Annotated in this window: 11 protein-coding genes; 6 read left to right on the plus strand and 5 right to left on the minus strand. The window is 73.3% G+C overall.

The genetic code is table 11. The features are described from left to right. The first annotated feature begins 100 nt into the window (after positions 1-100). Complete coding sequence (gene upp / locus ACQ9ZG_RS17295; RefSeq protein ID WP_018488512.1) at positions 101-736, plus strand: uracil phosphoribosyltransferase; 636 nt, start codon at positions 101-103, stop codon at positions 734-736. A gap of 214 nt (positions 737-950) precedes the next feature. Here the strand turns inward: upp and ACQ9ZG_RS17300 are convergent, their stop codons facing one another. The 4 genes from ACQ9ZG_RS17300 to ACQ9ZG_RS17315 all read right to left on the minus strand — a co-directional run bounded on the left by ACQ9ZG_RS17300 (position 951) and on the right by ACQ9ZG_RS17315 (position 4,865). Then, positions 951-1,589 (minus strand): LytR C-terminal domain-containing protein, encoded by a 639-nt coding sequence (locus ACQ9ZG_RS17300; RefSeq protein ID WP_028420111.1) that lies wholly within the window; start codon positions 1,587-1,589, stop codon positions 951-953. Positions 1,590-1,789: 200 nt separating this feature from the next. Then, positions 1,790-2,086 (minus strand): type II toxin-antitoxin system VapB family antitoxin, encoded by a 297-nt coding sequence (locus tag ACQ9ZG_RS17305; protein WP_003955420.1) that lies wholly within the window; start codon positions 2,084-2,086, stop codon positions 1,790-1,792. A 338-nt stretch (positions 2,087-2,424) separates the two neighbouring features. Further along, positions 2,425-3,984 carry a M28 family metallopeptidase gene (locus tag ACQ9ZG_RS17310; RefSeq protein WP_109916693.1) on the minus strand — a complete coding sequence of 520 codons (1,560 nt, stop codon included), beginning with the start codon at positions 3,982-3,984 and terminating at the stop codon, positions 2,425-2,427. A gap of 230 nt (positions 3,985-4,214) precedes the next feature. After that, positions 4,215-4,865 (minus strand): HhH-GPD-type base excision DNA repair protein, encoded by a 651-nt coding sequence (locus tag ACQ9ZG_RS17315; protein WP_099221105.1) that lies wholly within the window; start codon positions 4,863-4,865, stop codon positions 4,215-4,217. A 241-nt stretch (positions 4,866-5,106) separates the two neighbouring features. Here ACQ9ZG_RS17315 and ACQ9ZG_RS17320 point away from each other — a divergent pair, with 241 nt between their 5' ends. Continuing rightward, on the plus strand, positions 5,107-6,075 hold the full coding sequence (locus ACQ9ZG_RS17320; RefSeq protein ID WP_499280783.1) for an eCIS core domain-containing protein: 969 nt from the start codon (positions 5,107-5,109) through the stop codon (positions 6,073-6,075). Between the two features lie 347 nt (positions 6,076-6,422). Here ACQ9ZG_RS17320 and ACQ9ZG_RS17325 read toward each other — a convergent pair whose 3' ends face one another. Beyond that, positions 6,423-7,790 (minus strand): COG1470 family protein, encoded by a 1,368-nt coding sequence (locus ACQ9ZG_RS17325; RefSeq protein ID WP_499280785.1) that lies wholly within the window; start codon positions 7,788-7,790, stop codon positions 6,423-6,425. 221 nt (positions 7,791-8,011) lie between these two features. On the opposite strand from ACQ9ZG_RS17325, the gene ACQ9ZG_RS17330 reads away from it, so the two are divergent. From ACQ9ZG_RS17330 to ACQ9ZG_RS17345, 4 genes are all read left to right on the plus strand, one after another. Then, positions 8,012-8,638: a helix-turn-helix transcriptional regulator gene (locus ACQ9ZG_RS17330; RefSeq protein WP_019765090.1), complete on the plus strand. Its 627-nt coding sequence runs from the start codon at positions 8,012-8,014 to the stop codon at positions 8,636-8,638. A 346-nt stretch (positions 8,639-8,984) separates the two neighbouring features. Further along, the gene (locus ACQ9ZG_RS17335; RefSeq protein ID WP_499280786.1) at positions 8,985-11,195 is read left to right on the plus strand and encodes a VWA domain-containing protein; all 2,211 of its coding nucleotides are present in this window, start codon (positions 8,985-8,987) and stop codon (positions 11,193-11,195) included. A gap of 31 nt (positions 11,196-11,226) precedes the next feature. Next, positions 11,227-12,057 carry a Pvc16 family protein gene (locus tag ACQ9ZG_RS17340; RefSeq protein ID WP_499280788.1) on the plus strand — a complete coding sequence of 277 codons (831 nt, stop codon included), beginning with the start codon at positions 11,227-11,229 and terminating at the stop codon, positions 12,055-12,057. Then, positions 12,054-14,126 (plus strand): ATP-binding protein, encoded by a 2,073-nt coding sequence (locus tag ACQ9ZG_RS17345; protein WP_499280789.1) that lies wholly within the window; start codon positions 12,054-12,056, stop codon positions 14,124-14,126. The genes ACQ9ZG_RS17340 and ACQ9ZG_RS17345 overlap by 4 nt, the downstream gene beginning before the upstream one ends. Positions 14,127-14,130: the final 4 nt, after the last annotated feature.

The raw sequence follows: 14,130 nt of genomic DNA on the forward strand, positions 1-14,130 counted from the left end.
ACACACCACCCCAACGCTGGGTCTGTATGCCCCCACCTTCCCCCCGAACAGGTGGTTGATGCCAGCGCAGAGTGCCGGAAGGCACGGTTACTGTTGACGCATGCGGATCCACGTCGTCGACCACCCGCTGGTGGCGCACAAACTGACCACGCTGCGCGACAAGCGCACCGACTCCCCGACCTTCCGGCGCCTCGCCGACGAGCTGGTCACCCTCCTCGCGTACGAGGCCACCCGGGATGTGCGGACCGAGCAGGTCGACATCGACACCCCGGTCACGCCCACGACCGGTGTCAAGCTCTCGCACCCCCGCCCCCTCGTCGTCCCGATCCTGCGCGCCGGGCTCGGCATGCTGGACGGCATGGTGCGGCTGCTGCCCACCGCCGAGGTGGGCTTCCTCGGCATGATCCGCAACGAGGAGACGCTCCAGGCGGAGACGTACGCGACCCGGATGCCCGAGGACCTCTCCGGCCGCCAGGTCTACGTCCTCGACCCGATGCTGGCCACCGGCGGCACCCTCGTCGCCGCCATCCAGGAGCTGATCAAGCGCGGCGCCGACGATGTCACCGCCGTCGTCCTGCTCGCCGCCCCCGAAGGCGTCGAGGTGATGGAGCGCGAGCTGGCGGGCACCCCCGTCACCGTCGTCACCGCCTCCGTCGACGAGCGGCTCAACGAGAACGGCTACATCGTGCCGGGGCTCGGTGACGCCGGGGACCGGATGTACGGCACCGCGGAGTAGCCGGTAGCCGGTAGCCGCGGGGAGCAGGAGACCGTAGGGGAACGGCCGCCGCCGGAGAGACACTCTCCGGCGGCGGCCGTTCCCCTACGGTGCTGCGGGCGGGCGTGCTCTGCGGCCGCTCCGGGCTCGGCGGTGCTCCGGGCTCTGCAGGGCTGCGGTGGTGCCGAGGAGTGTCCGCTTCGAGCGGGCGCTTTCCGTCGGGCGCCGGGCCCGGTCAGCCGTTCTTCGTCTTCGGTGCCGTCGGTGCGCAGGACGTCGACGACGGTGCCGGGGACGGCTTCGTCAGCGCCGTCATGGCGGCGGTCGCTTCCGCCGGGGTGCTGAACGCCTTGAACTTCGCCCCGAGGATCAGGTCGACCTCCGCCGTCTTCCGGGTGTCGGTCTTCTGCACCGTGCCCGGCAGCTGCGTACCCAGGACGGCGAAGCTGCCGTCCACGGCCGCCGGGGCGCCGAGCAGCACGCCGGGGCCGGGGACCTTCTTGTCGTACGCCTCCGGGGCGTTGCCCACCTCGCCGACGGTGAACCCGCGCTTCTTCAGCTCGTCCGCCGCCGCTTTGGCGAGCCCGGTCGTCGTCGTCGCGTTGTAGACGTTGACCTTGATGGCGGCCGGCTTCGGGAGGGTCTTCGCGGGGACCGCCGGGGCCGGCGTCGGCTTGGGGCAGTCCCGCTGGTGGCCGGCGGCGCTGGCGCTCTGGTCGCCGCCCGTGAAGACGTCGATGAGCTGCAGGGTTCCCCAGCCGGCCAGGCCGAGGGCCACCACTGCCGAGACGCCCGCGAGGACGATCCGCCAGCGGTTCCGGGGGCGGCGCATGCGGGGGTGGGTGTTGCCCGTGATGCGGTACTTTCCGCCCATGCCGGGGGGAGTGAGCATGCTCATGGAGGCAGCGTAGTGGGGCCTGGTGATGCCGCGTACTAAATGATCAACGTATGGCACCCGGATGAGCGCGAAAGCACCCGAAAGGCCCGAATCCGTGTGCCGCTGTTATGAGGGTGATATGTGTGCGGGCGCGCAGGGGAAGGGCTGCGGGGCCGGGGAGGGCCTGTGCGGTGGCGTCAGCCCAGTTCGAGGACGCGTGCGTGCAGCACCTGGCGCTGCTGGAGCGCGGCCCGCACCGCCCGGTGCAGCCCGTCCTCCAGATACAGGTCGCCCTGCCACTTCACGACGTGGGCGAAGAGGTCGCCGTAGAACGTGGAGTCCTCGGCGAGGAGGGTCTCCAGGTCCAGCTGGCCCTTGGTGGTCACGAGCTGGTCCAGGCGAACCGGACGCGGCGCGACATCCGCCCACTGTCGGGTGCTTTCCCGGCCGTGGTCGGGGTATGGCCGCCCATTTCCGATGCGCTTGAAGATCACACGGAAAGCCTACCGGTCAAGGGGCGTCGGGCGCAGCCGGGGAACCCCACTGCGGTGGCCTGCGAAACGTTGTAGAGCGGCGCATAGCGCTGGATACCGGTACAGGGTTTCCCCCGTACGGGTGGGGACCGCCCCGTAGCCGGGGGAGCGGGGGTGGATGGGCGGGCGGACGTGTGGATGGGCGGGCGGACGTGTGGATGGGTGGACGCGCGAGCACGCCGCAGGCCGGGGGTGGTGGTCCCCTTGCGCCTGCGGCGTGCTCGGTGTGTGCGTGTGTTGTCCCGGTCCCGGTCCCGGTGCCTGTGTGCGTGTTCGGGCGTGGGCCGAGGGCGAAGGTGTTACTCCGTGACCTCGTGGCCGTGGCCGTCGTGCAGGCCGCCGCCGCTGCCCGGCGTGCCGGTGCTGGGCGACGGGGTGACCGGGCGGGTCAGCGAGCGCAGGTCGTGGGCGTACGTGCCGACCGCGTTGGCGATCACGTCGATGTTGACGTCGAAGTGCTTCATGCTGATGTTGCTCAGGTCGTCACAGGCCTCGTGGTAGCAGGGGTCGTAGGCGACACCCTCCTGGCCGCCGTAAGTCCGCGCCTGGGCCGCCGTCTTGAGGCCCTCGGCGCCCGTGAACGTACCGCCCGAGGGGATGCCCACCTCGATGAACGGCCCGTAGTCCGAGCGTCCGGTGAAGTCCGTGCCCTCGTGCTTCTTGCCCTTGCTGTCGAGGAACTCGTTGATGTCCCGCTCCAGTTGGGCGGAACCCTCCGGGCCGGGGCCCGCGCCGACGCCGTCGGAGTCGTCGCCGTCGTAGACGAACTGGACACCGTTGGGCGAGGCGATCATGTCGAAGTTCAGGTAGAGCTTGATCTGCTGCCGCTGCGTCTCGGAGAGCGACGCGACGTACGCCTCGGAGCCGAGCAGGCCGTTCTCCTCGGCCGACCACCAGGCGAACCGCACCTTGTTGGCGGGCTTGCTCTTCGACTTGGCCAGTTCCAGGGCGACTTCGAGCAGACCGGCGGAGCCCGAGCCGTTGTCGTTGATGCCGGGGCCCTTGGTGACGGAGTCGAGGTGGGCGCCGAGCACCACGGTGTTCGCGGCCTTGCCGGTGCGCGTGTCCGCGACGACGTTGCGGGTGGTGCGGTTCTCCTGGAGCTCCCGGATCTCGAAGGAGACCGTCACGTCACCGGCGGCCGCGTCGGCGGCGAGCTTCTCGCCCTCCTCCTGCGTGACCCCGCCGGTCGGGATCCTGCCCGCGGAGATCTCGCCGAGCGTGCCGGACAGGACGCCCTCGGTGTTGTTGTAGATGACCGCCCCGGACGCTCCGGCCGCCGCTGCCGCCGCCTGCTTCTCGGCGAAGGCGCAGCCGCCGCGCTTGATCAGCGCGATCTTGCCGGTGAAGTTGGCGGAGGCGTAGTCGGACGCCTCGCAGCCGGTCGTGTCGTCGACGGGGACGGCGACGAGCCCCGCCGTCAGGCCGCCCACCCGGGTCGACGGGGTGTACGTCATCGCCTTGATCGTCACATCGCGCGGCGAGGGCGAGACCACGGCGAGCTTTTCGGCCAGGGTCTCGGTGTAGACGAAGGAGAAGGCCTGGTACGAGACCTGGTACCCGGCGCGCTGGAGCTGCCGGTAGACGTACGCCGCCGATGCGTCGTGGCCGAGCGAGCCCGCCGCCCGGTGGCCGCCGGCCGAGTCGGCTATCGCCTGGAACTGCTGGAGGTGGCGGTAGGCGTCACGTGCCGACGCGTTCTTCACCAGCTCCCGGGACAGCTTGACCGCTTCCTTCGAGGGGCCCGTCGAGTGACCTGCCCCGGGCTTCGAATGGCCGTGCCCGTGCGAAGGCCCGTGGAACGGGGCGGCGCCCAGGAGGAGCGGCGTGGCCAGAGCGGTGGCGGCCACAACTGCCATGGCTCTGCGACGTGTTGCGTGCACAAGAGTCCTTCCGGTCGAGACGTGATGGACGTGCGAACGGATGTGCTGCGAAAGCTGCTGCGAAAGCTAGCGAGTGGGGTGGCCTCTGGGAACAGCAATGGCCGGTTTTGATCGTTTCCGCCGACTGTTCTGTCCGGCTGCGTGCTGGAGTGTGCATTCCGGTCATCAGCTGTCCCTCTGTCTTCCGGGGGCCTGTTCCCCGCGGTCTACTTCGTCGTCTTCGGCGCTGCCTTCTTCGCTTTCGCCGCCTTCGCCGCCGCCTTGGCCTCCTGCTTGTACGCGCGTACCTCTGCCAGCGACTCCGGGCCGGTGATGTCCGCGACCGACCGGCGCGAGCCCTCCTCCCCGTACGCCCCGGCCGCCGCCCGCCACCCCGGCGGACGTACGCCGAACTGCTTGCCGAGCAGTGCCAGGAAGATCTGGGCCTTCTGCGTGCCGAAACCGGGCAGCTCGTTCAGCCGCCGCAGCAGTTCCTCCCCGCTCTCCGCGTCCCGCCACACCGCGCTCGCGTCCCCGCCGTACTCCGCCACGAGGTACTGGCACAGCTGCTGGACCCGCTGGGCCATGGAACCGGGGTAGCGGTGGAGGGCCGGTTTGGTGGTGAAGAGGGCGGTGAAGGCCTCGGGGTCGTACGCGGCGATCCCGGCGGCGTCCAGATCGTCCGCGCCCATCCGCTCCGCCAGCGTGTACGGGCCCGTGAACGCCCACTCCATCGGGACCTGTTGGTCCAGGAGCATGCCGACGAGGGCGGCCAGCGGGCTGCGGGCGAGGAGGCCGTCCGCCTCCGGCTGCTGGGCGATCCGGAGGGTGGGGTTCTTGTCGGTACCGGCGCTCTTGCCGCCGTCGCTCTTGCTCATACCTCCGATGATCCCGAGGGCGTGAGCCGACGGCGACTCCAGTGACTCCGGTTGCGCCTCTGCCCCCTGCCTGGGGGTGACGGGGCCGTCACCTCGGGTGTTCCGTGGCCCGTCCGTGCCGCGCCGCTGCCCGATGAGGCAGCCCCGGGTGCCCCGGACCGGCCCGGCGGCGGGCTGGACGGGGCCGGCCGGGCGCCGCGATCGTGGAAGGGCGGCGACCGTACGGTCAGGGGAGATGAGGATGGACGCGTACGACAGCGAGCGCGAGCAGCAGGACCACGGCCACCAGGACCACGCCGGGCACCAGGATCATCCGGACCACCAGGACCGGGGGGAGCGCGCGGCCCTCGGGCGGGACACCCACGGCGAGCAGGACCAGGGGCAGGGCCACGGGCGCGATCCCTCCGCGCGGGCCCACCACCTCTTCCGGGCGGCGGCCACCGGCCGGGCCGACGTCGTCGGTGCGGCCGGGATGGGCCTGCTCCAGCGCACCGTCGGCAACAGCGCGCTCGGCCCCCTGGTCCAGCGGGCCCGGTCGGCGTCCTCCTCCGCCGGGGCCGAGCAGGAGGAGGCGCCCGCGCCGGACGGGGCGCCTGTACGGGACGGGGCGGGCGGTGAGCAGCGCTCGCCCGTGCACGATGTGATCTCCTCCGGCGGCTCGCCCCTGGACACCGACACCCGGGCGGACATGGAGCGCCGGATGGGCGCCGACTTCTCCGACGTACGGATCCACCACGACGGGGCCGCCGACGCGTCGGCGAAGGGCGTCGGGGCGCACGCGTACACCGTCGGGCACAACGTGGTGTTCCAGCGCGACGCGTACGATCCCGCCTCGCCGCAGGGCCGTACGACCCTGGCCCATGAGCTGACCCATGTGATCCAGCAGCGCAACGGGCCCGTGGAGGGGACGGAGGCGCCGGGCGGGATCCGGGTGAGCGACCCGTCGGACCGGTTCGAGCGCGAGGCCGTGGCGAACGCGGAACGGGTGCTGGCCGATCCGGCGCCGGAGCCCGCCGCCCCGGCAGCCGAGGTGGCCCCGGCCGTGGCGCCCCCGGTAGCCGGCACTCCCGCCCCAGCCTCCGCGCCTGCCGTTCAGCGCACCGCCACGGAGGACGAGGACGAGCAACCCGCTGACGTCCAGGGGGCGTTCGTGCAGCGGGCGGAGGAGAAGAAGCCGGAGGAGGAGGAAGAGGAGGCTCCGGCCGAGTAGCGACGGCTGGGCTGTCGCCCGGGGCCGCATGGCGGGCCGGGGCCGCGTGGCGGGCCGGGGCCGCGTGGCGGGCCGGGGCCGCGTGGCGGGCCGGTGCCGCGTGGCGGGTCGCGTGCCCGGGCGTCGTCGCTGGTCGCGTCCCGGCGCTGTGCCGCGGGTTGCGCGTCGGAGCTGCTGCCCGGGATTGTGCCCCGGGCCGGTTCGCTGGGACCGCTCGCTGGGCCTGCCCGGGCCGCCCGCCTGGCCCGCCCGCCTGGCCCGCCCGGGCGCCCGCCGGGCCTGCGCCCGCTCGTCCGGCCTGCCCGCCTGGCAACGCTCACCGAGCCCGCTCGGCCGCCCCGCCCGCGTCAGCCCGTCGTGTCCGCGCGCATCGTGCCGCCCAGGAACATCGAGGTCGAGCAGCGTGCGGGGGCCGGGGCGCCCACCGGCCTGCCGACCCGTCGGCAGTCGATGGTCATCGTGACCTTGCTGCCCGCGGGCACCTGGATCGGGGTGACGAAGTGGTAGTCGGAGTCCCGGAAGTTCTCCAGGCCCAGGCTCAGGACGCTGGTGTTCCCGCCCGCCGTGACGGTGACCGTCCCCGCGTCGCCCTGCGGGTTCTGCACGACGATGTCGGTGAGCTGGAAGGTGTGACCCGCCGGGACCTCCAGGGCCGTCCCGGTGTTGGGGCCGCCGCCCACCCCGTCCTGCACCCGGACCTGGGCGCTCGTCGGGGTGCCCGCGGCGGGGTCGCCGGTGCCGCTGCCCGGGCCGGATGCGCCGGAGGCGCCGGGGGACGGGGTGGCGCCGGACGCGCCGCCCGGGCCCGTACCCGTACCGGCGGAGTCGCTGCCCCCGGGCCCCGTACCGTCCGGGCCGGAACCGTCGGGACCGGTGCCGTCCGGTGCCCGGCTCCGGTCGGCCGCCGCCGCGGACCGTACCGCCTCGGGCGTCACCGCCTCCCGGGCCGCCGATGTCACCGCCGGGCGCAGCAGCGCGTACCAGAGGCCGACCAGCGCGAGGACCAGCACGGCGGCGGTGATCAGGGCGCGCGGCAGCCACCGCGGAAGGATCGGGTCCTGCTGGTAGGAGCCGTCGGCCAGGACGGGGGGCGGGGCCTCCTCGCCCTCGGCCGCCTGCGGGGCGGCGGACACCTGGAAGGGGTGCGTCACCGGCGTACCCCGCCACATCCGCCGGGCCGGCCGGACCCGCAGCTTCCCGAACCGCGCCTCGCCCGGCTCGATCCGCAGCTCGGGGACGTCGAAGTCCACCCGCGCCTGTTCCGTACCGGGCCGGGCTCCCAGCCGTACGGTCACCGGAACATTGCCCCGGTTGTCTACGGCGAGCTGGTGGCGGCCGCTCCGCGACCCGTTGGAGCTGCGCGGGACCAACTCGGCGGTGGTCTCCGTGAACGGCAGGACCGTCACCCGGCCCTCGGGCACCACCGTGTCGGCCGCCTCGCCCCTCGGCATCACCCGGATCCCGAACGTCGTCTCGCCGGCCGGTACCGTCGCGTCGCGCGGCGGCCGCAGCATGAGCGATACGGTCCCCGAGTCGCCCGGGTAGAGGGAGAGCACGGCGGGTTCCACCGCCGACCAGGCGGCACACGCGCCGACCACCTCGAAGTGGTACTCCTCCACGGTCCGGCCGGAGTTCAGGATCTGGAGCGGAAGGGCCGTCACCTCGCCGGGTGCGGCGGTGACGGACGTCGCGTCGAGGCTTGCCGTAAGACTCATACGGCGGACCGTAGGACCGGTCCGGGGGTGGGACATCGGCCGTGGAGGAACACTTTCGGGCAGATGCGGTGCCCGGGGCAACCGTCTCGTTTCCTCGCGGGTAAGAACGGGAATCTTCAGTCCGCCTCACGACGGATGAGGCGGACGAATACAGCTGTGGAGCCTGTTGTGCATGCTGTGTGACGCTTCCGGCTGGTGCCGAATTCAGGGGGAGCATTCGCATGGAGCGCATCACGGTCGCCTTACGGGCGCAGGACCCCATCTCCCAGGCAGGCGTGGCCAGTCAGCTACGGGCCCGCCCCGAGGTCAGCGTCCTGGAGCGGGAGGCCGACGACGTGTCGCCCCAGGTTGTGGTCGTGGTGGTGGACACGGTCGACGAGGACGTGCTGCGCATCCTGCGCCGCATCCAGCGGACCACCACCTGCCGGACGGTCCTGGTCACCACGGACATCGACGAGCAGAAGCTGGTGAGCGCGGCGGAGTGCGGCGTGGCCGGGGTCGTCCGGCGCTCGGAGTCCACGCCGGACCATCTGGTGCAGGTCATCGGCACGGTGGCGCGCGGCGAGGGGCACCTCCCGTCCGACCTGCTCGGCCGCCTGCTGGAGGAGGTCGGCAGGCTCCAGGGCCAGGTGCTCGGCCCGCGCGGGCTCCACTTCACCGGGCTGGCGGCGCGCGAGGTGGACGTGTTGCGGCTGGTCGCGGAGGGGTACGACACGGCGGACATCGCGGTGAAGCTGGCGTACTCGGAGCGCACGATCAAGAACGTGCTGCACTCCGTGATGACCCGCCTGCAACTGCGCAACCGGTCGCACGCGGTGGCGTACGCGATGCGGCAGGGCTTGATCTGACCCGACCGCCGGCTGACGGCGAACGCCGTTGCCCGATCGGGCAGCCGGTCTTCCTGTGTGACTGACTCGCTCTCCGCTGTACGGGGAGGCCCGCGGGCGCGACGGTGGGTGGGAGCCGTGTCCGTCGGGAGGGCGGCGGGGGAGGATCACTGTGGGGTCGCGTACGTCGTGGTGGCCGGGGTCGAGATCGCGTACGTCGTCGGGGCGCGGGGCTTGGGGGCGTAGGGCCTGGTGGCCCGGCTCGGGGCCGCGTACGCGTACGCCGTCGGGTCTCGGCCGGTCCGGCTCGGGATCGTGTGCGTCGTCGGGTCTCGGCGGGCTCGGCTCGGGGCCGCGTACGTCGTCGGTGCTCGGCCGGCTCGGCTGGGGATCGCGCGCGTCGTCCGGGTCCGGGTCCGCGCCCGGGGCCTGGCCGGAGCCCGGGGCCGGAGCGGGTGCGGGTGCGTCGTGGTGGTCCCTTCGCCGCCGTGCCACCCGCCGACCCCGCTTCCGCCCCGCGCGCCGCTCGATCGCGCCGGCCCTCGTCCTCCTGCTGACCGCCGTCCTCGCTCCCGCGTCGGGGGCGGCCGGGGCGCCCTGGGCCGCCGACCCCGAGCCGCCGGAGCCGTGGGTCACCCCGGCGACGCTGGAGGAGACGCTCGACCCGGGCGGTTCGACGAGCCTGGAGAAGCGGGTACGGACTCCGGCCATCCCGCCCCGGCCGGATGTGGTCCTGCTGGTGGACGGCACCGGGAGCATGGCCGAGCCGATCGAGGACGTGCAGCGGGGGCTGCGGGACATCACCGAAGCGGTCCGTGCCGAGCAGCCGGACTCGCGGTTCGCCGTGGCCACGTACGGCGACGAGTTCGACGATCCGACGGCCGAGTTCGCGGTGCTCCAAGAGCTGACGGCGGACATCGAGGACGTCCAGGCCGGGGTCGACCGGCTGGACACCTCACGCGGCTTCCGCAGCAGCGGCCCGTCCGAGGACTGGCTCTACGCCCTGTGGAAGGTGGCGGGAGGGGCGGACGGCGGGACGGTCTTCCGGGAGGGTTCCAGCCCGGTCGTCGTCCTGGTCGGGGACGCGTCGAGCCACGATCCGAGCAACGGCATCCCCTTCCAGGAGGCGCTGATCGCCCTCCAGGACAAGGGCGTACGGGTGATCGCCGTGGACGTGACGACGGAGAACGGCGACGGGCTCAACGGCGACGGCTACAGCAGCCCCACCTATCAGGACCCCTGGCACGAGCCGGACCAGGCCGAGCGGATCGTCGCCGCCACCGACGGCCGCATGCTGAGCGGCATCCCCGGCGACGGGGTGACCGACGCCGTCATCGAGGGGTTCGAGAACCTCCCCACCTCCGTCGGCCACCGGTTGGAGGAGTGCGACCCGCACCTCACCGTCACCCTCGACCCGCCCACCCGCAGTCTCACCAGCGGGGGTACGGCGGTCTTCACGGAGACAGTCGACGTGGCGGCCGACGCCCCGCAGGGGACCACCCTCACCTGCACCGTGCAGTTCACGCTCGGGACGCAGGTGCCGGGGGCGGACGCGCTCGGGCCCGCCGCCGTGGCCGAGCCGGAGTTCCAGCAGCGGATCAGCATCGCCGTGAACGACGTCAACGCCCCGGTGGTCACGGTGGACGACCGTACGGCGAGGGCCACCGGCCCCGACGGCGTACGGATCAGCTTCACGGCGACCGCGAGGGACGCCCAGGACGGCGAGCTTCCGGTGACCTGCACGCCGCCTTCCGGTTCTCTCTTCCCGGTCGGGATCACCACGGTCTCCTGCTCGGCCACGGACGCGGCGGGCAATACGGGGACGGACACGGCACGGTTCGAGGTGCTGGCACCCCCGGAGCCGCCGGAGCCCCCGGTCCCGCCGGACCCGCCCACTCCACCGCCGCCTCCGCCACCCCCGCCGCCCGCCTCGGACCTCGCGGTACGGGCGGATGTCAGCCCGGACCGTACGTACGTGGGGCGCCCGGCCCGCGCCCGCTTCACGATCACCAACGCGGGCCCGGACACGGCGACAGGGGTCGTCCTCGGCGCGACGTGGCCCCGCCCGGCGGCGGCGAGGGACCGCACCCTGACCCCTCTGAACCGGTGCACGGCGGCCCGCCCGTGCACGATCCCCGCCGGGGGCCGGATCGAGGTGGTCCAGACGGCCACCTACCGGGAGGCGATCACCGGTGATGTCCGGGCCACCGTGCGCGGCGCGCTGCCCGACCTCCGTACGGTGAACAACCAGGCGGTGGACCGGCTGCGGGTCCTGAAACCCTCGCTGACGGTGACTCCGCAGGTCGCCAGGCCGGGGCAGCCGGTGCTGGCCCGGGGCAAGGACTATCCGCCGGGCGAGACCGTACGTTTCACGTGGAACATCGGCATCACCGCCGACCGGTCCGGGGTACGGGTCGGCCGTGACGGCACCTTCGAGGTGCAGGTGCTGGTGCTGCGCAAGGACACCCTCGGCCCGCGCGTCCTCCGGGCAGAGGCCCGTGACCTGCCACGACTCCAGGAACCGGTGCTGGTCGTGCAGCGCAACCTCCAGCCACCGGACTTCGCGGGCCGCTCATGAGCCGGCCCTACGCGTCGGAGGCGGTCACCGGATGATCCATGAAGTGGACGACGTCCTGCGGGCCCTCATCCGGGCCGAGGTGCTGGAGGGCCGTCAGATCGCGGTGGTCTTCGACGCCCCGACCCGGGAGTGGGCGGCCAAGGTCAACGCGCCGATGGTCAACCTCTACCTGTATGACATCCGGGAGGACATGCGACGGCGGGAGCGGGGGCTGCACAACGAGTACGACGAGCGCGGCGCGATCGTCGCGCGCCGCCGCCCGCCCCGCTACTTCAAGCTGTCGTACCTGATCACGGCGTGGACGAAACGCCCGGAGGACGAACACCGGCTGCTCTCCTCGCTGCTGGCCTGCCTGCTGCGGTACGAGGCGCTGCCGCCGGCCCTGCTCGGGGGCACCCTGGCGGAGGTCGGTGCCGCCGTCCCGATGTCGATCGCGCTGCCGCCGCCGGAGGACCGGTCGTTCGCCGATGTGTGGAGCGCTCTGGGGGGCGAGCTGAAGCCCTCGCTGGACCTGGTGATCAGCGTCCCGGTGACGGCCTCCCCGGTCTACGAGGCGGGCCCGCCGGTGGGCGACGAGGGGCTGCGGGCGGAGTTCGGGGATGTTCCCGCGCCCGGTGAGGCCGGGGCGGAAGTACATCCGGGGCGGGGCGCGTTGCCGGTGTACGGGTCGCGTCCGGGCCGTCCGGCGCGGGAGCCGCCGGGGGCGGGGCCGGGGTCGGGCGAGTCGCGGGCACGGGCGGTGTCGCTGCGCATCACGGAGACGCGGGGCACACGGGGGACTCCGGAGGACGGGCGGGGCACCGCTGAGGAGCGGCGGAGCACGAAGACGCGGGGTGGCGGATCGTCGGGGCGCGGGGCATGACGCCGCAGGAGGGCACGGCCCCCACGACCGGTCGTGAGGCCGCCGACCCGAACCTCCGCCACCTCCTCGCCCGGGCGGCGACGGTGGAGCGGCGCATCCGGCACGCGGTGGAGCTGCGCCGCTCCACCGACCCGGACCCGGACGACGACTTCCGGGGGCTGTATCTGACGGACGAGAGCGTCACGCGGCTGCTGGACGAGGAGGGGGCGAGGGCCTTTCCGGCCGTGCCTCCTCCCGGCGAGGGCGGTGCGGCCTCCCGACTGGACGCACTGGCGCGGGAGTTCGCCCTCACCCCCCTCGATACGGAGATCCTGCTCATCGCGCTCGTACCGGATCTGGACGACCGGTTCGAGGCGTTCTACGCCTACCTGAACGACGACGTGACCCGGCGCCGCCCGTCCACCGGCCTGGCACTGGGGCTGTGCGGAGCGGCCTCCTCCGACCCCGGGGCCCGTGCCCGGCTGGCGGCGGGGGCGCCGCTCCGGTCCGGGGGACTGCTGCTGGTGGAGGACCTGGACCGCCCGTTCCTGAGCCGTGCCCTGCGGGTGCCGGACCGGGTGGCGGCGCATCTGCTGGGCGACGACACCCCGGACCCGCGGCTGGCGGAGCTGCTGGCGCCGTGGCAGCCGGTACGGGGCGTGGGGGATCCGGCACCTCTCGCCGGGGTGCTGGCCGACGGCGTGCCGCTGGCGTACCTCAGCGAGGACCAGGGCGGCGCGGGCACGGCCCTGGCCGCGTCGGCGCTGAGCCTGGCGGGCCGGGAGGTGCTGGGCCTGGACCTGGCACGGCTGGCGGAGGACCCGACTCCGGTCGATGCGGTACGGGCCCTGGTCCGCGAGGCCCGCCTCACCGGGGCCGGCCTGGTCTGCGCGCCGCTGGACGCGGTGTCCCGGGAGCGCCCGCAGCTGCTGAGGCTGCTCACGGCGACTCCGGTCCCGACGGTCCTGGTGGGCCGGGCCCCTTGGGACGCGTCCTGGTCCTCCGTCCCGCCACTCCTGCTGCACGCGCCGAGGGTGGAGCCGGGGGCGCGGGGGGCGCTGTGGAGGGAGGCGTACGAGAGCTGGTCCCCGTCCCCGTTGCCGCCGGCCCTCGCCCCGGACGACCTGCTGGCCCCCTTCCTGCTCACCCCGGAACAGCTGACGGCTGCCGCCCGCAGCGCGGCCCAGACGGCGCGGCTGGCCGGGGGCGAGCTGACCCCCAACCACGTACGCCGGGGAGCCCGCGCCCAGAACGCGGCCGGCCTGGACCGCCTGGCCCGCCGCATCGAACCGACGGTGACCTGGGACGACCTGGTCCTCCCACCCGACACCCACACCCAGCTCCGCGAACTCACCGCCCGCGCCCGGCACCGCGACCGGGTGCTGGGGGAGTGGGGGATGCGGCCGGGCGGCGGCCGGGGCCGAGGGGTATCAGCGCTCTTCGCGGGCGACTCCGGCACGGGCAAGACGATGTCGGCGGAGGTGATCGCGGCGGATCTGGGGCTGGACCTGTACACGGTCGACCTGGCGACGGTCATCGACAAGTACGTGGGCGAGACGGAGAAGAACCTGGAGCGGATCTTCACGGAGGCGGCCGGGGTGAACGGCGTGCTGCTCTTCGACGAGGCGGACGCGATCTTCGGCAAACGCTCGGACGTGAAGGACGCCCACGACCGCTACGCCAACGTGGAGAGCGCGTACCTCCTCCAGCGCATGGAGTCCTTCGACGGCCTGGCCATCCTCGCCACCAACCTCCGCGCCAACCTGGACGACGCCTTCACCCGCCGCCTGGACCTGGTCATCGACTTCCCCGTCCCCGACCCCGCCCAACGCCTCCTCCTCTGGAACCGCTGCCTGGGCCCGACCATCCCCCGGGGCCCGGACCTCGACCTCCCCTTCTGCGCCGAGAACTTCGAGCTGGCGGGCGGCAACATCCGCTCGATCGCGGTGACGGCGGCCTACCTGGCGGCGGACTCGGGCGAGGCGGTGACGATGGAGACCCTGATCCACGCGATCCAGCGGGAGTACCAGAAACTGGGCCGGCTGACTTTGGCCTCGGAGTTCGGGCCGTATCTGGGGCTGGTGACCTGAGGTC

This window comes from Streptomyces araujoniae (assembly GCF_050871195.1).
Classification (GTDB): domain Bacteria; phylum Actinomycetota; class Actinomycetes; order Streptomycetales; family Streptomycetaceae; genus Streptomyces; species Streptomyces bacillaris.